This window comes from Halomonas sp. KX33721 (genome assembly GCF_001596805.1).
GTDB classification, from domain to species: domain Bacteria; phylum Pseudomonadota; class Gammaproteobacteria; order Pseudomonadales; family Halomonadaceae; genus Vreelandella; species Vreelandella aquamarina.
The window spans coordinates 42,109-63,397 of sequence record NZ_LVIA01000020.1; the positions used below are offsets into that span (position 1 = coordinate 42,109).

The 21,289-nt window shown below is 55.8% G+C and carries 17 protein-coding genes, 1 tRNA gene and 1 other RNA gene; 8 read left to right on the forward strand and 11 right to left on the reverse strand.

Annotated elements, in window-relative coordinates; all coding sequences use genetic code 11:
* Positions 1–116 precede the first annotated feature (116 nt).
* The 3 genes from A3220_RS08245 (at position 117) to A3220_RS08255 (ending at position 3,351) form a co-directional block, all read left to right on the forward strand.
* The gene (locus A3220_RS08245; RefSeq protein ID WP_054645152.1) at positions 117–875 is read left to right on the forward strand and encodes a DeoR/GlpR family transcriptional regulator; all 759 of its coding nucleotides are present in this window, start codon (positions 117–119) and stop codon (positions 873–875) included.
* Between the two features lie 149 nt (positions 876–1,024).
* Positions 1,025–2,509, forward strand: coding sequence for a glycerol kinase GlpK (gene glpK, locus A3220_RS08250; RefSeq protein WP_062359367.1), 1,485 nt, complete (start codon positions 1,025–1,027; stop codon positions 2,507–2,509).
* A 617-nt stretch (positions 2,510–3,126) separates the two neighbouring features.
* Positions 3,127–3,351: a hypothetical protein gene (locus tag A3220_RS08255; protein ID WP_044628033.1), complete on the forward strand. Its 225-nt coding sequence runs from the start codon at positions 3,127–3,129 to the stop codon at positions 3,349–3,351.
* Positions 3,352–3,453: 102 nt separating this feature from the next.
* On the opposite strand, the gene A3220_RS08260 is transcribed toward A3220_RS08255, so the two are convergent.
* The 11 genes from A3220_RS08260 to betI form a co-directional block, all read right to left on the reverse strand.
* Positions 3,454–5,094, reverse strand: coding sequence for an FAD-dependent oxidoreductase (locus tag A3220_RS08260; protein WP_062374351.1), 1,641 nt, complete (start codon positions 5,092–5,094; stop codon positions 3,454–3,456).
* Positions 5,095–5,219: 125 nt separating this feature from the next.
* Positions 5,220–6,959, reverse strand: coding sequence for an ABC transporter substrate-binding protein (locus A3220_RS08265; RefSeq protein WP_062374353.1), 1,740 nt, complete (start codon positions 6,957–6,959; stop codon positions 5,220–5,222).
* 82 nt (positions 6,960–7,041) lie between these two features.
* On the reverse strand, positions 7,042–7,314 hold the full coding sequence (locus tag A3220_RS08270; protein ID WP_044628030.1) for a DUF2160 domain-containing protein: 273 nt from the start codon (positions 7,312–7,314) through the stop codon (positions 7,042–7,044).
* Between the two features lie 11 nt (positions 7,315–7,325).
* Complete coding sequence (locus A3220_RS08275; RefSeq protein WP_062374354.1) at positions 7,326–8,219, reverse strand: carbohydrate ABC transporter permease; 894 nt, start codon at positions 8,217–8,219, stop codon at positions 7,326–7,328.
* Between the two features lies 1 nt (position 8,220).
* A complete protein-coding gene (locus tag A3220_RS08280) occupies positions 8,221–9,108 on the reverse strand; it encodes a sugar ABC transporter permease (protein WP_044628028.1) in 888 nt (295 codons plus the stop codon).
* Positions 9,101–10,201 (reverse strand): ABC transporter ATP-binding protein, encoded by a 1,101-nt coding sequence (locus A3220_RS08285; RefSeq protein WP_058577767.1) that lies wholly within the window; start codon positions 10,199–10,201, stop codon positions 9,101–9,103. The genes A3220_RS08280 and A3220_RS08285 overlap by 8 nt, the downstream gene beginning before the upstream one ends.
* Positions 10,194–11,294, reverse strand: a complete 1,101-nt coding sequence (locus A3220_RS08290) for an ABC transporter ATP-binding protein (protein ID WP_062359362.1) — start codon at positions 11,292–11,294, stop codon at positions 10,194–10,196. Before A3220_RS08290 ends, A3220_RS08285 begins: the two co-directional genes overlap by 8 nt.
* Positions 11,295–11,663: 369 nt before the next feature.
* The gene (locus A3220_RS08295) at positions 11,664–14,150 is read right to left on the reverse strand and encodes an acyl-CoA dehydrogenase (RefSeq protein ID WP_062374356.1); all 2,487 of its coding nucleotides are present in this window, start codon (positions 14,148–14,150) and stop codon (positions 11,664–11,666) included.
* A gap of 205 nt (positions 14,151–14,355) precedes the next feature.
* A complete protein-coding gene (gene betA, locus A3220_RS08300) occupies positions 14,356–16,032 on the reverse strand; it encodes a choline dehydrogenase (protein ID WP_062359360.1) in 1,677 nt (558 codons plus the stop codon).
* Positions 16,033–16,087: 55 nt separating this feature from the next.
* Positions 16,088–17,557: a betaine-aldehyde dehydrogenase gene (betB, locus tag A3220_RS08305; RefSeq protein WP_044628023.1), complete on the reverse strand. Its 1,470-nt coding sequence runs from the start codon at positions 17,555–17,557 to the stop codon at positions 16,088–16,090.
* A gap of 10 nt (positions 17,558–17,567) precedes the next feature.
* Positions 17,568–18,191 (reverse strand): transcriptional regulator BetI, encoded by a 624-nt coding sequence (gene betI / locus A3220_RS08310; protein ID WP_175565760.1) that lies wholly within the window; start codon positions 18,189–18,191, stop codon positions 17,568–17,570.
* 196 nt (positions 18,192–18,387) lie between these two features.
* On the opposite strand from betI, the gene A3220_RS08315 reads away from it, so the two are divergent.
* The 5 genes from A3220_RS08315 (at position 18,388) to A3220_RS08335 (ending at position 21,200) form a co-directional block, all read left to right on the forward strand.
* A complete protein-coding gene (locus tag A3220_RS08315; RefSeq protein WP_062374358.1) occupies positions 18,388–19,320 on the forward strand; it encodes a choline ABC transporter substrate-binding protein in 933 nt (310 codons plus the stop codon).
* Positions 19,321–19,411: 91 nt separating this feature from the next.
* Positions 19,412–19,488: transfer RNA gene (locus tag A3220_RS08320), tRNA-Met, on the forward strand.
* Positions 19,489–19,533: 45 nt separating this feature from the next.
* An RNA gene (ffs, locus tag A3220_RS08325) (signal recognition particle sRNA small type) lies at positions 19,534–19,630 on the forward strand.
* Between the two features lie 194 nt (positions 19,631–19,824).
* Entirely contained in the window at positions 19,825–20,427 is a 603-nt protein-coding gene (locus A3220_RS08330; RefSeq protein ID WP_084812757.1) for a DUF1819 family protein, read from the forward strand.
* Positions 20,428–20,576: 149 nt separating this feature from the next.
* Positions 20,577–21,200, forward strand: a complete 624-nt coding sequence (locus A3220_RS08335; protein WP_217284284.1) for a DUF1788 domain-containing protein — start codon at positions 20,577–20,579, stop codon at positions 21,198–21,200.
* The last annotated feature ends 89 nt before the right edge of the window (positions 21,201–21,289 follow it).

Below are 21,289 nucleotides of genomic sequence, written 5' to 3' on the forward strand. Positions count from 1 at the left end.
CATAGCCTAAAGTAATGGCAGCACCTGGCCTGTTCGAATGTTCGCGCTATTAGATTCCGAAAATTTTGCTAATCTATAACGCACATAGACCAACAAATATCGAACAGGCCGGGCTTATGAACCAACAGTACCGCCAGGATGCCATCGTCGAACTGGTTCGCCAGCACGGCTATATGAGTATTGAACAGCTCACCGAACACTTCGCGGTGACGCCGCAAACCATCCGCCGTGACTTAAATACGCTGGCCAACGAAGGCCGCGTGAGACGCGTACATGGCGGCGTAGGCGTGGAATCAAGCACGGTGAATACCGCTTATAGCACCCGCAAAACGCTACACCTAGAAGAGAAAGAGCGCATTGCCCGTTGTTTGGCGCAGCACATTCCTCACCACGCATCGCTGTTCATTAATATCGGTACCAGTAACGAGATGATCGCCCAGGCGCTTTTAGAGCATCAAGGGCTGGAGATTATTACCAATAACTTGAACGTGGCGGCGATTCTTCAGCATAAAGAGGACTTCACCGTGATCATCGCGGGCGGGCAGGTACGTTCTCGGGATGGCGGGATCATCGGCGAGGCCACCATCGACTTCATCAATCAGTTCAAAGTGGACTACGGCATCATCGGGATCAGCGGCATCGACGAGGATGGCTCGCTGCTGGAGTTCGACTATCAAGAGGTACGCGTTGCCCAGGCGATCATTGCCAACTCCCGCCGGGTGTATCTAGCCGCCGACTACTCGAAATTCCACCGTAACCCGGTGGTGCGTCAGGGCAATATCTCACAGTTGGATGCGTTGTTTACCGACCGTAAGCCCCCCGAGGCGATTCAACGGCTGCTCACCCAACACGATGTAGCGCTGCACATTGCTTAGCGCCTGCTACAACAGCGCTTAGGGGTGCTTTGGCTAAGGTGGCAGAGTTTCATACTTGAGCATTCCATACGCCTGGAGTAGCCTTGAATGATAATAAAACGAAACAAAACAGACAAAATCGAAAGAACCTACAACAAAGTGAATGCGCTATGTCCTCCTTTATTCTCGCCATCGATCAAGGCACGACCAGCTCCCGCGCGATTCTGTTTGACCGCCAAGGCCAAATAGCGGCAGTTGCCCAGCAAGAGTTTCCTCAACACTTTCCGCAAGATGGGTGGATCGAACACGACCCGGAAGATATCTGGGAATCGGTGATCGCGACCTGCCGGGAAGTGCTCAGCAAAGCCCAGATAACCCCCGAACAAGTGGATGGGGTCGGCATTACCAACCAGCGTGAGACCACGGTGGTGTGGGATCGCGCCACAGGCAAGCCGCTATACAACGCCATCGTTTGGCAAGATCGTCGCACCTCCGAGCGCTGTCAGGCGCTACGCGACGAGGGGCATACTGAGTTAGTACAGTCGAAAACTGGACTATTGATCGACCCTTACTTTTCCGCCACCAAACTGGCCTGGATTCTCGATTGCGTCGAGGGCGCCCGCGAGCGTGCTGCCCGGGGCGAGCTGGCGTTCGGCACCGTCGATAGCTTTTTGATGTGGCGTTTGACCGATGGTAAACGTCACGTGACCGATGCCACCAATGCCTCGCGCACGGCGCTGTTCAACATTCATGACCAAACTTGGGACGAGGAGCTGCTGGCGCTATTTGATGTGCCCGCCAATATGCTCCCCGAGGTGAACGATTCCAGCGATGATTTTGGCACGGTCGAGGCCCACTGGCTGGGCGCGCCGCTGCCGATTGCAGGCGTCGCGGGTGATCAACAGGCGGCGCTGGTCGGGCAGGCGTGCTTTAAACCCGGTATGGGTAAAAGCACTTACGGTACCGGCTGTTTTATGATCGTGAATACCGGGGAAACGGCCTCGGTATCGCGTAATCGCCTGCTGACCACCATTGGCTACCGCATTAACGGCAAGCCCACCTATGCGATGGAGGGCAGCATCTTTGTGGCGGGAGCAACGGTGCAGTGGCTACGAGATGGTTTGAACCTGTTTGCCGATGCCTCGGAAACCGAAGCGCTGGCCCAGAAAACCCGCAGCGGCCACAGCATTTATTTGGTGCCAGCCTTTACCGGGCTAGGCGCGCCCCACTGGGACCCCAAAGCCCGTGGCGCGATTTTTGGCTTAACCCGCGATACTGGCATCGCCGAAATCGTTGCGGCGGGGCTGCAGGCGGTGTGTTACCAAACCCGCGACCTGCAGCACTGTATGAACGATGATATGGAGGCTGCGCCGGGCAACCTGCGTGTGGATGGCGGCATGGTGAAAAACAGCTGGGTCATGCAGTTTTTGGCCGATATGCTCAATGTCCAAGTTGACCGTCCGACCATTTTGGAAACGACGGCCCTTGGGGCGGCTTACTTGGCAGGGTTACGTCTTGGCTGGTACGACACGCTAGAGGAGATCGAGCAGCTCTGGCGTTGCGAGCGCAGCTTTACGCCGACCATGGAAGAGGAGACCCGTGAAAAGCTCTACCAGGGCTGGTTGGATGCGGTATCCCGTGTGCGCTCTACGTAAACAACGCCGCCGCGAAGCGCCATAGAAGCGCCATAAAAGATGCCGCTGTCGCACAGCGGCGTTTTTTTTATGGCGTTTTTTTAACGAAGCCATCGTCCTTGGTCGTATAGAGGAATCGTTATTTAGGAGTAAACTGCATTCGTTTTTAATGAGCAGGCGTTTTTTTATCTTTTAAAGACGTGTTAGTTCTTCTCTATTGATTTTTCCCTACCCTTTTAAAACAGTCGTTTAACTCTCTTCTTGAAAGTCTACGTCATCGATAGCGCTTCTATGGGTGTTATGTAGTCAAACTACAACCCAGCCTGCTGCCAATGATGCATTGTGAGCATGGCAGCCGTGAACCATAGTGAAGTCATGGATCAGGGCGGTGTTTTGTTATCCCGATACGTCGCACTTATCCTTGCTACATACCGAGGCGCTGCCGTATTACCAGGGCGCTTAAGGCGAAGGTCTTGTAACGCTTGTGACCGTTTCGCAGTTACCGAACTGGGCACTTACCCGGCCCAGCATGAGTAGCAATGTCACCATTCGTCGTTAATTAAGATGGCTGCTCGATTATTCATACGAAGTATCAAACAATAACGAGCAGCGGCTGACCATACCATGAGGGACTAACCATGAACTGCATCGAATTGAGCCAACAAGCCGACCGTATCGCTAGCTCTTTCAGCAAGCAAGATTTAGCCAAGCTAGTATTGGCGTTGAAGAGCAATCGTGAGTCGCTCCAACATGCCGTCGAAGTTATCGACACCATTGATAGTCGTTCAGGCTGTACGCTGGAAGAAGCATGGGATGAGGTATTAGCGGGCGATTCTCAACTGCTCGTCGAACACGAAGAGTGATGCCTTAACACACTTGCTCACGATATTAATACCCCCTGCTATTGAGTTAGCAGGGGGATTTTTATGTGAGCAAGAGTGACGGTTTAAAATGCTCGCTTCTGTTTAAGAGAGCGTTTCAACCGACGGCCGAGACGTATCACGATTCTCTTTGAAGTAGGTGGTAAATCGTTCTTCTGCTTCTTCGCCAAAGAGGACCCGACAGGCCTCTTTTAGGCCTGGTGACTGGCGCAGCTGCTCATGGTGAACGACCAGCGACACCTTGGCGCGGCGGCGTAAGAAGTCTTCCAACTGCGTGATCATCTCATGGTCACGTGCGTGCTCGAGTTCACAGCGGATGTACTCGGTGCCTTCGATCAAAATATCGGCTTCAGAAGGGTCTTGGCGAATTTTCTCAAGCATGGGAATCGCTTGTTCTGCATAACGTCGCCATAGTCTTGAGGAGAGCGGCTCTGAAGAGGTAGCCGCCGTCATGGCATCCAGGTTCATGCGCTTGGCTTGATCCATAAACTGCTGCTTCACCGGCTCGGGCGGCTCGCCATACCAGTGAAAGTTAGGATCGCTGAGCGCCACGCCAAGCGCTTTTACCTCCTCGGCAATTTCATCGCCCACGTTGAGGCAATCAGTGAGCTTGCCGCCAAAGATACTGATATGGGCACTCTCTGGATTGGTATCGATGACATGCTTGCGCGATAGCTGCAGGAAGTCGCGGTCGCTGCCCTGGTCGGCCTTGATGGCGAGAGGGCGTACCCCGCAGCGCGTCGATATGATGTCGGCTTGGGTGAGTGGTTTGTCGAGCGTCAGGCGCTTGTTGATGTTCTCCAAAACGAACGCGATATCGTCGGCGGTGACGTCGACCTCGGGGTGCTCCATATGAGTGTCGGTGGTGCCGATACAGGTGCGGTTGCCCATCGGAATGACGAAGAAGAGCCGCCCATCATCGGCAAAGAACGCCAGCACCCGCTTGGTGTCGGTTAACTGCGGCACAATCAAGTGAATGCCTTTCGAGTAGAGGTGCTGGTGGGACGTTTTTTGCCCCGTCAGGGCATTGTGTTGGTCAACCCAGGGGCCAGCGGCGTTAATCAGCACTTTAGAGCGGATGTTGAACGTGCTGCCATCCATCACGTTGCGCGCCTTAGTGATCCATATGTCGCCCTCGCGCTCAGCACCCAGTGACTCAACGTAGTTAGCGGCCACGGCACCGTAGTTCAGCGCATGGCGTACAAAATTAAACACAAAGCGGGCGTCGTTATCGTGCAGGTAAGCATCTGAGTACTCGAACCCGCCAACGGCACCTTCAATATCGATAATCGGCTCTTCTTGCTTGATCTTTTTAGGCGAGAGCAAGCGCGGCAGCTTCGTAAAACCGTTGCCCATCAGCCAGTAGAGCCAGGTGCCCGCCCACAAATAGCGTGGAGAGTGGCGGAAACCTTTGGTAATCGTGGTAAGGAAACGAATTTCTTGAACGGTAGACGGGTAGCTTTTGATTAAGTGGTTGCGGCTTTTGCAGAGCTTACGTACCAGCGCAAAGTCTTTGCTTTCCATGTATTTGATGCCGCCCCAAACCAGGTTCGAGGAGTGCATGCTGGTACTGCCGGCAAAGTCGCCACGGTCGATTAGGGCTACTTTAGCACCTTTGCCCGCAAGAGCAGCGGCGGTTGCTGCACCATTGATGCCGCCACCGATAATCAGTGCGTCAAAGTCATCAGTGTGCAATTTCTCGACATTACGGTTACGCAGTTTCATAGCGGTTCCAATTAATTAAGAAAAAGCCCCGTGTCGGTTGCGGTCTCAACGAGTGGAGAGGGCAACAATGCCCGCCGCTGATGACACCACGGAAAAGGGGCGGGCTGGCGCCCGCCCTATAGGTCTTAGCGGGTGCCGGCCGCCATCCATGCTTCCATCATTTCATCGTAAGGAACGGTGGTGCCTTGCGGCATCTCGTTATCCAGCTTCGCTTTGGGGGCGCCTTCCTGGTCAAGCCAGTACTGCGGGTCGCGCTCTTCGTTCAGCACTGGGGCATAGCTGTCGAAGACGTTGGCGCGGGCCAAGCGGTTCATGGTGTTGTCCATATCGGCCGCGAGCTTGTCGAGGCCTTCTTGGGGCGTGACTTCACCACTCATCACCGGTGCCAGGTTCTGCCACCACAGCGGTGCCATGCGTGGGTAGTCCGGTACGTTGGTGCCGGTAGGCGTCCAGTTAGACTCGTTGGGGCTGCGGTAGAACTCCACCAGGCCGCCCAGTCGGGGTGCCATTTCGGTCATCTGCTCGGAGAAGATATCCGACTCGCGAATTGGCGTTAGGCCCGCCATCAGTTTTTCCAGCGAGGTGGTTTTCGCCACGGTGAACTGGGCAAACAGCCAAGCGGCCGTGCGGCGATCTTCAGGCGTAGAATCGAAGAAGGTCCAGGCACCTACGTCCTGATAACCCACCTTCATGCCCTCTTCCCAGTAGGGGCCAGTGGGAGAGGGTGCCATGCGCCACAGCGGGTTACCTTCGTCGTCGGTGACGGCAACAGACGGGTCGGTCATGTCAGCGGTAAAGGCGGTGTACCAGAAGATTTGCTGAGCGATATGGCCTTGGGCGGGCACGGGGCCAGCTTCACCAAAGGTCATTCCCTGGGCTTCAGGCGGCGCGAAGTCACGCAGCCAATCCACGGCTTTCTGCATCGCAAACACCGAGGCGGGGGAGTTGGTCGCACCACCGCGGCTTACGCTTGCGCCGACCGGCTGGCTCTCTTCGTTGACACGAATACCCCAGTCATCCACCGGGTTACCGGACGGTACGCCGGGGCTGCCCATACCTGCCATGGAGAGCCAGGAGTCGTGGAAGCGCCAACCCAAAGAGGGGTCGCGGCGGCCGTAGTCCATGTGACCGTAGACCTTAGTACCGTCGATCTCACCGACATGCTCGGTAAAGAATTCGGCGATATCTTCATAAGCGGTCCAGTTGGTGGGCACGCCTAAATCGTAGCCGTAAATGTCACGGAACTGCTCTTGCAAGTCTTCACGCTGGAACCAGTCATAACGGAACCAGTACAGGTTGGCGAACTGCTGGGTAGGGAGCTGATAGAGGCTGCCATCGGGGCCGGTGCCATACTGCAAACCGATGAAATCGTCCAGGTCCAGCGTCGGCAGGGTATAGTCTGCCCACTCGTTCTCCATGGCTTGGGTTAGGTTGATGGTGGTGCCGTAGCGAATATGCGTGCCGATGGAGTCGGTGTCGTTCACGAAGCCGTCGTAGATGCTGTTGCCTGACTGCATCTGGTTCTGCATGGTATCAACCACGTCACCTTCGCCAATGATGTTATGGGTCAGGTTGATGCCGGTCAGCTCGCTAAACGCGGGCGCGAGCACTTCGCTTTCGTACACGTGGGTGGTCAAGCCCTCGGCCACGGTCTGTATATCCATACCGCGGAAGGGTTCGGCAGCCTTGGCGAACCACAGTAGCTCTTCGATCTGCTCTTCACGGCTGAGCGTCGAGTTCTGGAAATGCTCGTCCACCAAACGCTCGGCGATTGCCCGTGCGTCGTGGTCGTCTGCCATTAGGCTCCCCGAGGCGAGCATTAGGCTAGCGGCGAGGGTAGTGAGTTTGAACTTGTTATTACGCATGTTGACCTCGTTTTGTTGTGCTCTTCCTTGATAACGTGAGCGTCCTTGATACCGCCGTACATCCGCTGAGCATGCCGTTGGCCTAGCCCCAGCGCATCAACACCAGCAGCCATACCGCTGATAGTGCCAGTGCTATCCAAATGGATAGCGTTGTGAAGCCAATCACCCCCAGGTGAATAAACGCGGCGGAGAGCAGGCCGATGAACAGCCGGTCGCCGCGGGTGGTGCTAATGGGTAGAAACCCCTTGCGTTCGACGGTGGGGGATAAGATCTCCCACAGCGTCATCCCTGCTAGCATCGCTGCAATGGATGAAAAGAAAATGGCAGTCGGTGTCGTCCATACCATCCAAGACATAACGGTGCTCCTTAGGTGCGGCCCAGGGCAAAGCCCTTGGCGATATGGTTGCGAACGAAGTACACCACCAAAATGCCCGGCACGATGGTGAGTACACCAGCGGCGGCAAGCGTGCCCCAGTCAATGCCCGATGCGGTGGAGGTCCGCGTCATGATCATGCCGATCGGTTGAGCGTCGGTGGCGGTCAGCGTGCGTGCCAGCAGCAGCTCTACCCACGAGAACATGAACAGGAAGAACAGCGTGACGCCGATACCGGAGCGGATCATAGGAATGAAAATCTTGATAAAGAAGCGCGGAAAGCTATAGCCGTCGATATACGCCGTCTCATCGATCTCTTTGGGCACGCTGCTCATGAAACCTTCGAGAATCCAGATGGCCAGCGGAATATTGAACAAACAGTGGGCCAGGGCCACGGCGATATGGGTATCGAACAAACCTACCGAGTAGTAGAGCTGGAAGTAGGGCAGCAGAAACACCGCAGGCGGTGCCATCAAGTTGGTGAGCAGCCAGAAGAACAGGTGCTTATCGCCAATAAAGCGGTAGCGGCTGAAGGCATAGGCGGCAGGCAGCGCCACGCAAATCGTGATTAGCATGTTGAGCGCTACATACAGCATTGAATTCACATAGCCCATGTACCAGCTGGAGTTAGTGAAAATGCCGATGTAGTTATCAAACGTCAGGTTTTTGGGCCATAGCGTCATGGAGCCCAAAATCTCGCTGTTGGTCTGCAGCGACATATTAATCAGCCAATAAATTGGCAGGATCATCAGGAACAGGTACAGCCCCAGCAGAAACCGCGCGCGAAAGCGGCTGCGCGCATTGCGTTTACGCCGCTGTGCCGGGGTGGTTCTGCTAAATATGGTGTTGTACTTCTCGCCCTGCTGGGCGTTATCTAAGCGGTACATATCATGCTCCCCCGTGCGGGTTCTTATCTTTTTGCATGTGCATGATGGTGGTGTAGAACACCCAGCTCACGAGCAAAATAACCAGGAAGTAGATGATCGAGAACGCGGCAGAGGGCCCCAGATCCTGCTGGCCGATAGCCATAGTCGCGAGTGACTGGCTCAGGAAGGTGGTGGAGCTACCCGGGCCGCCGCCAGTTAGTACGAAGGGCTCGGCGTAGATCATGAATGAGTGCATAAAGCGCAGCAGCACCGCAATGACCAGAACGTTGGTGAGTTTGGGCAGTTGGATGTAGCGGAAGATCGCCCACTTGGAGGCGCGGTCGATACGCGCGGCTTGGTAGTAAGCCTCGGGAATCGAACGCAGGCCGCTGTAGCAGAGCATCGCCACCAGTGGGGTCCAGTGCCACACGTCCATCAAAATGATCGTCGCCCAGGCATCCCCCGCATTGCGGGTAATGTTGTAGTTGATGCCCAACTCCCGCAGGCCCCAGCCCATCAGACCGATATCGCCACGGGTGAAGATCTGCCAAATGCTGCCCACCACGTTCCAAGGGATCAGAAGCGGCAGGGTAATCAAGATCAGTACGGCAGAGGCCTGCCAGCCGCGCTTAGGCATAATCAGGGCAATGCCAATGCCGAGCGGCACCTGGATGGCCAAAATGGTCAGAGAAAAAAGAATCTGACGCACGAAGGCGTCGCGAAGCGCCGAGTCGTTCAAGATGCTATGAAACCACTCGGTACCGGTGAAGAAGCGCGCATTAGGGCCCAGCACGTCCTGAACCGAGTAGTTGACCACGGTCATCAAGGGGATGATGGCCGAAAAAGCCACCAGTACCAGCATGGGAAGGACCAGCAGCCATGCGCGGTTATTGAGTACTTTATTATTCATGGCCGATCTCCACTAGGTATTCATCGACGTAGAGCGCGATGTGCTGATCGGAAAACACTGCATGAGCAGCGTCACCTACCGGCGCGTGACCTTCAGGCAGGCGCGCTTTGAACAACTGGCCGTTCAAGGTAAAGCTCAGCAGCGAGTAGGTCCCCAAGTCCTGCAGGTTAACCACTTCAACCGGTACGCTGTTTGGCTCCGGCGAGTTGCTGACCGTAATGAACTCCGGGCGAATGCCAAGCTTAATATTGCTGGAGCCTGCGGCCGCCACGCTGCGGCTAACGGCCTCATTCACGGGTAGCGGCAGCTCGCCAAACATCACTTTGTCCGCCTGATGGGTGACGCTCATGAAGTTCATCCCCGGGCTGCCAATGAAGTACCCCACGAAGGTATGCGCCGGTTTTTCGAACAGTTCACGAGGCGTGCCGAACTGCACCACCTGACCGTCGTACATCACCGCAATTTTGTCAGCAAAGGTAGAGGCTTCGAGCTGGTCGTGGGTAACGTAGATCATGGTGATATTGAAGCGCTCATGGATCTCTTTGAGCTTACGGCGCAGCTTCCACTTCAGCTGCGGGTCGATCACCGTGAGGGGTTCGTCAAATAGGATGGCAGAGACGTCGTCACGCACTAGCCCGCGGCCCATGGAGACTTTCTGCTTCTCATCGGCGGTGAGGTTTTTGGCTTTCCGGGAGAGGAGCGGCGTGAGGTCGAGGATATCGGCAATTTCCCGAACTTTCGGGTCGACCTTGTACTCGGGAGTGTTCATGTTGCGTAACGGGAAAGCCAGGTTATCGTACACCGTCATGGTGTCGTAGATCACCGGGAACTGAAACACCTGGGCAATGTTGCGCTCCTCCGGCGGCAGCTCGTTCACACGGTGACCATCGAACAGTACGTCACCTTCGGAGGGTTCCAGCAGGCCAGAAATAATGTTTAGCAGGGTTGATTTACCGCAGCCCGACGGGCCCAGTAGTGCATAAGCACCGCCCTGGTGCCACACGTGATCCATCTGACGAATCGCGTAGTCGCTATGGCTGCTAGGACTTTTGCTATAGCTGTGCGCCAAGCCTTTTAAAGTAATCTCAGCCATGAGCAACGCTCCCTTGAGCAGAAGAGGGGATGTGCACGGTGCTGCCCTGTTTATCGAAGGCGTAGAGCTGATGCGTTGGGAAGTACACGTTGATCGCATCGTTGACGTGAAACTCGTGAATTCCCGCTAAATGCAGCACCAGAGGGAAGCGCTCATGGCGCACGTGTAAGAACGTTTCAGAACCGCTTATCTCGGCGACGTCGACCCTGACTGGCAGCTCGAGATCGTCGACTGACTGGGGTTTGAGGGTGATATGAGAGGCGCGTACGCCAAAGTCGTAATCGCCCGGGGTGAGCCGCTGAAGGCCGGGGTCGCAGGGGAAGTGCAGCGACTGGTCGAAAGTGATTTCCGTTGCGGTCAGCTTTCCGGGCACGATATTAATCGGCGGTTCGGAGAACATCTCGGCGCTATGACGACCGTTGGGCTCACGGTATACCTGTTCGGTGGGGCCGTACTGGAGCAGCCGTCCTTCATGCAGCACGGCCGTATTGCCGCCGAGTGCCAGCGCCTCGTTGGGTTCGGTGGTGGCGTAAACGGCAATGCAGTTACGGGCTTTGAACAGCTCACGCAGCTCGTCGCGCAGCTCTTCGCGCAGTTTGTAGTCCAGGTTGACCAGTGGCTCGTCGAACAAAATCAGATCGGCATCTTTGACTAGCGCCCGGCCCATGGCGGTGCGCTGCTGCTGCCCCCCTGAGAGCTCTTGGGGGTAGCGGTCGAGCAGATGTTCGATATGCAGCATTTCAGCAATACTGCCGACACGCCGATCAATTTCCTGTTGAGGCGTTTTGGCTAGTTTCAGCGGTGAAGCAATATTGTCGCGTACCGTCAGGCTGGGGTAATTGATGAACTGTTGGTAGACCATCGACACGTTGCGTTTGCGAACCGAAACGCCGGTGACATCTTTGCCGTCCATGAAGATACGCCCGCGGGTGGGCTGCTCTAAGCCTGCCATTAGACGCATGAGCGTGGTTTTGCCCGCCAACGTGCGTCCGAGCAACACGTTAAAGGAACCTGGTTCCAGTTCGAGGTTAACCCCACTGATATGGGTCTGACCCCCGACGACGTGGTCGATATTTTGCAAATGTAAGGACATGCCGATCTCGCTAGCGTCGTTGTTATTGATAGGTGGTATCGATAATTGTGTAGTGCGCTGATCGCGAGGGAGGGTGGTTGGCCGTACTTATTTGCCGATTATTGTGTGGCAACCAACCCATGCGATATTTTCATTAACGAAAGGCTAGTTGATCATTTGCGAACTTGCAACGCTTTTGATGGCCGTTTGTATTCGCTTTTAGGCGTAGAAGAACTCAAAAATAGAGTTTTCAGGGTGAGTAAGAAGCTCGGTTTGCTCAGTCTCCACTACGCCCTATGGCTATAATGTTCGTTTGATTCGTTTTAGAACATGCGGGTGGCATAAAAAACCGGCCCTTGGTGGGCCGGTTGGTCGAGGGCTAAAAGCCATTTACTTAACGCTGGTCTCTGCCTGCGGCGATGCTTTGGCAGGTGCTGCGTTATGGTCGATCAGTGTCGACTTGTCGTTGGCAAACGCGTCGTAAGCAAAGTCATCGACGGTCAGCATTTCCAGCACTTCAGCTTCAAATGTGCGCATGAAGGCGGCGTCTTCTTCGTTAATTAAGCCTTTTTCCAGAGCGGCTTCTACCCGTGCTTCGGGGTGAAGTGCCGTTTGCGGCAGCTCACCTTTGGCGTAGGCTTTGTTTACCGTGCGGTAAATAGCCTCCGCGCGGTCGTACTCTTTCAGCAGAGCGTTGTAGCGTGCCAACGGGTTAGATTCTGTACCGTCGTCTTTGTCCCAGGTGTTGGTTAGCAGCTTGCTGCGTAGCGCGCTTTGGGTAGAGACACGCCGTGCGATATCGCGGGCTAAGTCATCATGTGGCTTATTCCAGCGACGGCCTGTAGGCATGACCACGACGTTGAGTACTTTACCCAGCGCACGGTTTGGCAGGTTGTCAAAAATCTCAACAAAGGCCTGCTCTGCGCGGTTAAGCAGGAACTGCATGCTGTAATGCAGTAGGCCTTCTTCGCCTTCTACTTTATTGCCGTTATGCCACTGCTTAAGCACCATAGAGGCAAGGTAGAGGTTGGAAAGGATATCGCCCAGGCGGGCGGAAAGCATTTCGCGTTTTTTCAGCTCAGAGCCGAGGCTGGCCATGGCGGCATCTGCACACAGGCCGAAGCCGGCAGAGAGGCGCGCGATATCCTGGGCGTAACCAGCGGCCGGACCGCTGAACGGCACGCTGGGCTTGCCGAGACCGAAGCCCAGCGTGAAGGCACGGGCCGCGTTGCCGAAAATCAGGCCCGCATGACCAAAGAACGCCTTATCGAAGGCTTTCACATCGTTGGCATCTTTGGCAGCCAGCTCTTCCAGCACATAAGGGTGGCAGCGAATAGCGCCCTGACCAAAGATCATCAGGTTGCGGGTCATAATGTTCGCGCCTTCTACGGTAATGGCTACCGGGTTCGCGCTATAGCCGATACCCAAGTAGTTGCGCGGGCCAAGCGTCACTGCTTTACCGCCGTGCACGTCCATTGCATCGCTAAGCAGCACGCGCTGAAATTCGGTCAGCTGGCTTTTCAGGATGGCAGAGGGTACCGCTGGCTTTTCGCCATGGTCGATCAGGTTAGCGGTTTGGTACACCGTGGCTGCCGAAATGTAGGCCAATGACGCCATACGTGCCAGGGGCTCTTGCACGCCTTCCATCTCTGCGACCGGTACGTTGAACTGACGACGCACGCGGGTAAAGCCGCCGCTCCAGCCCAGCGCGTAACGCGCGGTGCCGGTGGCACCAGAAGGCAGCGTGATGCAGCGGCCAATCGAGAGGCACTCCACCAGCATACGCCAGCCTTGGCCAATCATATCCGGGCCACCGATAATGGTGTCCAGCGGTACGAACACATCTTTACCCTTAATCGGGCCGTTCATAAACGGGCTGCCAATCGGGTGGTGGCGACGGCCAATGTCCATACCCTGGGTATCGCGGGGGATCAGCGCCAGGGTAATGCCGCGGTCTTCTTCTTCGCCCAGCAGGTTTTCCGGGTCGAAGAGGCGGAATGCCAGGCCAACCACGGTGGCAATGGGCGCCAGGGTGATCCAGCGCTTCTCAAAGTTCAGGCGCACGCCCACGACTTCTTCGCCATTAATGACTTGCTTACACACCACGCCGGTATCTGGAAGGGAAGTCGCATCTGAACCTGCGCGGGGGCCGGTGAGGCCGAAGCAGGGGATTTCACGACCATCGGCTAGGCGCGGCAGGTAGTGGTCTTTCTGCTCTTGGGTGCCGTACTTCAGCAGCAGTTCGCCAGGGCCGAGAGAGTTGGGCACGCCTACAGTCACCATCAGGGTTTCGTTGGCGGAGAGCTTCTGCAGCACCATGGATTGCGCCTTGGCAGAGAAGCCCAAACCGCCGTACTCCTTCGGAATAATCATGCCGAAGAAGCCTTCTTTTTTCAGGTAGTCCCATAGCTCTTGGGGCAGGTCGGCACGCTCACGGGCGATATCCCAGGCATTGCACATGCCAGCGGCTTTTGAGCACTGGTTGTCTAAAAACGCCTGCTCTTCGTCACTTAGGCCATCGTCTTTGAAGTCGAGCAGCGATTGCCACTGGGGCTTACCTGAAAAAAGCTCGCCATCCCAGGAAACGCTGCCCGCTTCCAGCGCGGTGCGCTCGGTAGCCGATACTTTCGGCGCTACTTTTTTGAAAGTGGCAAAAATACGCGGGGTTAGCCATTTACTGCGCAGTGCAGGAAGGCCCACCACGGCTACTGCGGCGGCGGCAATGAGTAGCAAGGTGCCTATGATCGGTGCGCCTAACACAACGCCAATTAAGCCCAGTACGCCTAGTAGGGCAAGGGCAGCGGTGGCACCTGCCTCGCGGCGCATCACCACGAGCAAGCCCGCAACGGCCAGCACGATGAGTAGTAAGGTGAGCATGGGGGATCTCCGTGGATGGTTGTTAATGAACGTATTTAAACGTATGTTTGAATATTCGCAGAGTCAAGATGCTTAGTGCAAGCCTTTCACCGTTATACGTTCGCTTTATATCTTCAATGTAGCGCAGTTAAGACATAAAAAACGCCATGGCGCGGAACCATGGCGTTTTGACGCAGCGGGTCGATAAGCCCGCACTCGTCTCAGGCTACGATGCCTGTTTGGCAGGCGCGCCGTTGGCGACGTAGTAATCTACGCTGGCACGGGGCAGGGGCTCGCGACCGCGAATACGGTCGGCGATTTTTTCGGCCAGCATGATGGTGGGAGCATTCAGGTTGCCGGTTGGAATGACCGGAAATAGTGATGCATCCACCACGCGCAGTCCTTCGAGCCCATGTACCCGGCCTTGGGCATCGGTCACCGCCATGTCACCTTCGCCCATGCGGCAGCTGCCGCAGGGGTGATAAGCAGTTTCGGCGTGCTGCTTGACGAAATTGTCGAGCTCTTCATCGCTCTGCACGTCCGGGCCGGGGGAAATTTCCCGGCCTCGGTATCGGTCGAAGGCGGGCTGGGCGATGATCTCGCGAGTTAGGCGAATCGCGTCGCGGAACTCTTCCCAATCCTTCTCTTTGGCCATGTAATTGAACAGAATGCTCGGTGCCGCGTGGGGGTCTTTAGATGTCAGACGAATACGGCCGCGGCTTTCTGAACGCATGGAACCGACGTGTGCCTGGAAGCCATGCGCTTGAACGGCACTCTTGCCGTTATAGCTAATGGCGATAGGCAGGAAGTGGTACTGCAGGTTTGGCCACTCCTCGTCATCGCGGCTACGGATGAAGCCACAGGACTCGAACTGGTTGCTTGCGCCTATACCGGTGCCGTTAAACAGCCACTCGGCCCCAATCTTCGGCTGGTTGTACCACTTCAGTGCAGGGTAGAGCGAAATAGGCTCCTTGCACTCGTACTGAATGTACATTTCCAGGTGGTCTTGCAGATTTTCACCGACGCCGGGTAGGTCGTGCACCACGGGAATGCCCAGTTCTTTCAGCCACTCCGAATTACCGACGCCTGAGCGCTGGAGAATCTGTGGTGAGGCAATCGCACCACCGCACAGCAGCACTTCGCGACGCGCGCGAGCCTGCTTGGGCTGGCCTTTCTGCTCGTAGCGGACGCCGACGGCGCGCTTACCCTCGAATTCGATCACGTCGGTGACGGCGCGGGTTTCGATGGTCAGGTTACTGCGCTGTTTGGCCGTGTCCAGGTAGCCACGAGCGGTGGAGGCGCGGCGACCTTTCGGCGTTACGAAGCGGTCCATCGGGCCGAAGCCCTCTTGTTGGTAGCCGTTGACGTCCTCGGTTTCTGGGTAACCGGCTTGCTTGCCCGCCTCTATAAAAGTGCGGTAAAGCGGGTTATTGCCCGCTTTGGGAGTGGTCACGCTGACGGGCCCGTCGCCACCGTGGTAGTCGTTCGGGCCGATATCGCGGGTTTCGCTCTTTTTGAAGTAGGGCAGACAGCTTAAATAATCCCACTCCTCCAAACCGGGCTGTTTGGCCCAGTGGTCGTAATCAAGCGCGTTGCCGCGGATGTAGCACATACCGTTGATCAGCGAAGAGCCGCCTAGGCCTTTGCCACGCCCGCACTCCATACGGCGATTGTCCATATGAGGTTCGGGGTCGGTTTCGAACGCCCAGTTATAACGCTTGCCCTGTAGTGGGTAAGCCAACGCTGCGGGCATTTGGGTGCGAAAATCGAAACGGTAGTCAGGGCCACCGGCTTCCAACAGCAGCACGCTGACATCGCTGTCTTCGGTCAGGCGCGTGGCCAGCACGTTACCTGCTGAACCGGCACCGATGATAATGTAATCAAACTCAGTTGCTTGAGACATAGCGGTTCTCTCATCCAGAAAGGGGAGTTCGGTGTACGAAAGCTGGGCTCAGCCTTTAAAACACCGACTCGAACGGCCCCATCTCGATCTGTACGGACTTGGTCTGGGTGTAGTGGTTTAGCGTTTCCACACCGTTTTCACGGCCAATGCCGGACTCTTTATAGCCGCCGACCGGCATTTCAGAGGGAGATTCGCCCCAAGTGTTAATCCAGCAGATGCCTGCTTCTAACTGGTGAATCACACGGTGCGCGCGGTTCAGGCTTTCGCTGAAGACGCCGGCGGCTAGGCCGTACTTGGTGTTGTTGGCGCGGCGGATGACTTCCTCTTCGTCGTCGAAGGCGAGTACTGACATTACCGGGCCAAAGATCTCCTCTTTGACGACACGCATCTCGTCGGTGCAGTCAGTGAATACCGTGGGGGCCGCCCAGGCGCCTTTGGCCCATTCGCCGCTGTTCCACGCGTCGCCACCGGCCAGCACGCGTGCGCCTTGCTCTTTGCCGAGCGCGATGTAGGAGAGCACTTTTTCCTGATGCTCGAAGCTGACAAGCGGACCGAAATTGACGCTCGGATCCATCGGGTCGCCTGCTTTGATGCGTGCCACGCGCTCTACTAGCTTGGCTTCGAACGCCTCTTTGACGCTGCGCTCAACGAACACGCGAGTGCCGTTGGTGCAGATTTGGCCGCTGGAGTAGAAGTTCGCCATCATGGCGGCATCGGCTGCGCGGTCGAGGTCGGCATCCGCGAAGACAATTAGCGGAGATTTGCCGCCGAGTTCCATTGTTACGTCTTTCAGCGTGGAACCACCGGCAGCGGCCATGACTTTTTTGCCTGTGCCCACTTCACCGGTAAACGAGACTTTGGCAATGCCTTCGTGCTCGGTCAGCATGGCGCCGACGCGACCATCGCCCTGTACCACGTTAAATACACCGTCGGGCAAGCCTGCTTCAGTGAAGATTTCGGCAAGCTTAAGCGCCGTTAGCGGTGTGACTTCACTGGGCTTGAACACGATGGCGTTGCCAGCGGCGAGTGCCGGAGCCGCTTTCCAGCAGGCGATTTGAATCGGGTAGTTCCAGGCACCAATGGCGCCGATCACACCTAGCGGCTCGCGGCGGGTGTAAACAAACGAGCTATCGCGCAGGGGAATTTGGCTGCCCTCAATCGCCGGGGCAAGGCCTGCGTAGTACTCCAGAGCATCGGCACCGGTCACGATATCGACGCTGGCGGTTTCGCTGATCGGCTTGCCGGTATTGCGGGTTTCCAGCTCGGCAAGCTCGTCATTACGCTCGCGAAGAAGTGCTACGGCACGTAGCAGGATGCGTGAGCGCTCCATGCCGGTCATGGCGGCCCATTCACGCTGGCCACGCTGTGCTGCCTGAACGGCGCTATCGACATCGGCTTGGCTTGCCTGACCAATCGTGGCCAGCAGACTGCCATCATAAGGATTGGTAACGGTAAATGTTTCGCCGGAGGTGGCATCAACCGGGCGACCACCAATATAGAGGGGTTGTGCGCTTTGAGCGGTCATGTTGATCTCCTTATTTAAAATCGGCAGTGGATGCGTCTTGATAGCATCCGTAATGAGTCAGTAACTGGTCGAGATAGGTGTGCGCAAGATAGCGCGCTTCTGCGGCATCCAGGCCTTCAGGCGTTAACGCACCGCGCAGCCATAAACCATCGATCATGGCGGCTAGGCCACGAGCGGCGTTGCGGGCATCCGCTTTGGGCATGACACGTTGAAATTGATGACATAGGTTGGCGTAAAGACGACGGTCGTTCACATACTGAAGCCGCTGAAGTACGGGCTTGTGCATGCTGCTGGCCCAGAAGGCTAACCACGTCTTAGCGGCGGGTCCGGTGACCTGGGTGCGATCAAAGTTGCCTTCAATAATGGCGCCAATGTGCGCACGCGGTGAATCGTCTTCTAAGGCATGGCGCCGCGCGGCGACGGCATCGCTTAAGTCCGTCAAAATTTGTCGCATCGTGGCTTCGAGCAGGCCATCTTTACCGCCAAAGTAGTGGCTGATAATGCCTGCGGAAACCCCCGCGTGACGGGCGATGCGCATGACCGTCGCTTCGGCAAGGCCAACCTCATCAATGGCCGCCATCGTAGCCTTGATTAACTGCTGGCGGCGTATTGGTTCCATTCCCACCTTAGGCACAGCTATCTCCTAATGACGTTGAATGCCCATTGGCTCCTCGCCTTGAAAAGCAGGAGTAGGCATGGTTACCTGAGTATGATGGCATTTTTTTATTGAACGTTCAATCAATAAAAGTATGCCTGATCGCTTCTCACCTCTGCATCAGTACGGTTTGCAGAGCGTGTGTCAATAAAACAGATCATGAGAGAAGAGCTTTATGAAACAAGTAACAACGCGTCGTTTGGGTACTTTATTTGTCACCGCTTTTTTACCCGTCTCGGCTTTTGCTAATGAATGCAGTAGCGTTCGTTTTGCTGAGGTGGGTTGGACTGATATTACGGCGACCACAGCGCTGGCCAGCGAAGTACTCGAAGCGCTTGGCTACGAGCCGCGTGTAGATACCGTCTCGGTTCCCATCGCTTATGCAGGTATGCGTAATAACGATTTTGATGTGTTTTTGGGTAACTGGATGCCGTCGATGGCCTCTATCAGTGACCCCTATATTGAGCGTGGAGAAGTGGAGCGCTTAGTCGCCAACCTTGAAGACGCTAAATATACCTTGGCGGTGCCTCAGTATGTGTATGACGCTGGCGTGACTTCTGTTAACGATTTAGCCGAGCACGCAGAGCAGTTTGAGCAACGCATTCACGGCATTGAAGCAGGTAATGACGGTAACGAACTCATCCAGCAGATGATTGATGATGACGCCTATGGGCTAGGTGACTGGCAAGTAATCGACTCCAGCGAGGCGGGCATGCTGGCCGAGTTGAGCGCTCGGGTTCCCAATGAAAAGTGGATGGTTTTCCTGGGTTGGGAGCCGCACCCCATGAACACCAATTTCGAGATGGCGTACCTGTCTGATGCAGACGACTACTTTGGTCCGAATCTTGGAGGCGCGACGGTCTACACTAATACTCGCACTGGTTTCGTCGAGTCCTGCCCAAACGTCGGTGAGTTGCTGAGCAACATGACGTTCACGCTGGAGATGGAAAACCAGCTGATGAGCGCCATCATGGACGAGGGGGTCGAGCCTCGCGAAGCGGCGCGTGACTACCTGAGTGCACATCCCGATGTATTGGAGGCGTGGTTGGAAGGCGTGACGACGCGTGATGGCGGCGACGCGTTACCTGCCGTACAGTCGGCGTTGTAAGCGCGTGCGCTGAGCGTATGAAAAGGCAGGCCATTTCGGCTTGCCTTTTGCCGCTAATATAGGCATACTCTGCACCCGCTGATGTCGGAAAGGCTACGTAGCTCAGTTGGTTAGAGCACATCACTCATAATGATGGGGTCCCCTGTTCAAATCAGGGCGTAGCCACCAATCAGCGCAAGTATGTAGTTCATAAGCATACGACTATGGTGGCCCCTTAGGTCCTCCCGCAACGCTAAACTGCGAACCCCGCCAGGCCCGGAAGGGAGCAACGGTAGTGGTGGCTGCGTGTGCCGGGATGTGGCTTTTGGGGCCGCCTCCATTTCTGGTCTATTACTAATAGCCTTTGCCGTTATGCATGCTGAATACTACTTGCAAACCGGCTCCATATCCCCTCGTATACCCTCTGACTCACTGGTTTCTAGCGATCATGTTTTTTTTATGATGATGGCGTTTATGAGCTGTGCCCTAATAGGAAGCTACACAAACGACATAGGTGGATACTCATTGACTGGTTTTTTCAGCTACAACTCTGATCTGATTGGCGGTGGACTGATGGTGCGCGAGAGCCGTGCCGTTGCTGATTTGCTGCTCTCTAATGCGGATGAAGGGCAGTGGCACCAGGCAATCATCATTGATAACCGCCTCCAGAAGAACCGTCCCGCTACTGCTAAACGTGCTGGGCAAGCTATTCGTAAGCGCTTAGAGAAGCTGGAGCCACCGTTTTGGCAAGCGCTGCGCGATGGCGACGACCAGCTCGCCACACAGGTGTCTTTCTGTGCGGCCATGGCACGTAACCTGCTATTGGTGGAGTTTCTTGAAAGTGTCGTCGCCGATGCTTTCTTAACCCAGGCGGAGGCGCTTCAGGCCTACCAGTGGGATGAGTTTTTAGCCGAGCGTGCCCATCGTGATGAAGCAATAGCAGGGTGGGCGGAAAGCTCCAAACGTAAAATGGGGCAGGTGGTGTATCGTATGTTGACGGAAGTCGGCGTATTGGCCTCCAGTCGCTCGCGCAAGTTACAGCCCTTGCTGCTGCGTCCAGAAGTAAAAAGCTTGCTTGAAACCTACCAGCACGTCCGCTTGAGTGCCTGTTGTCGCCAGTTGCGGTAATTTTATCCCTCTACTCTCATTGCTGACGTCAAAACGCGACTAAGTAGACCTTGCAACGCAGGTGGCAAGCGACATAGTCTTATCAAAAATAAGCCTTTTGCATTAAAAATGCCTTGCATCAAACATGCTAGACACAGGGACGCATCCGCATGTCACAGAGCAATCACTACCCACCCCCCAGCGGTTTTAGCCACCACGAGGATGATCAGCTACGGGCACGGTTGAACCAGGTGGCTGAAAAAATTTCTCAGCCCGAATTTCTAGCGGGTCAGGGTTTGGGTAATGAAATTGGCTTCTGGATTTTTGATTACGCGCCCGAACATGAGCTGCAGGTGCGTGCCTATCTGAATTTCCTCCCCTCGTTAATGGCACGGCAGTACCCTGATGTCAAAATGGCACAGGTCAACCTGCTGGAAGTCCTAAAGGATTACCTGGCCGAGCGCGGCTTCCTGGATAAAGCCATTGCCATGCAAAAAAGCAAAGGCGATGCAGCCCTGCTCAAGGCGCTGCGTGGGCCGCTGCACATGGACAAGTTCGCCCCGTACCTCATCCGACACTCTTTGTCGCATGAGCCTGATATCGTATTGCTCACCGGTGTTGGCAGCCTGTGGCCCATGGTACGTGCGCACAGCTTGTTAAATGCCCTACACGGGCCACTCGGTCATAAGCCGCTGGTGTTGTTCTACCCAGGCCGTTACGACGGGCAGACGATGTCGCTGTTTAAGCAGATCAAAAGCAACAACTACTACCGTGCGTTCGCGCTCGTGCCTTAGTGCGGCGTGTTGCCTTATGGTGTGTTACGTTCGCCCCGGTTGTGAGCCGTGACTGTTAACGTTATCGCAGAGCCTTCTACAGTGATAAA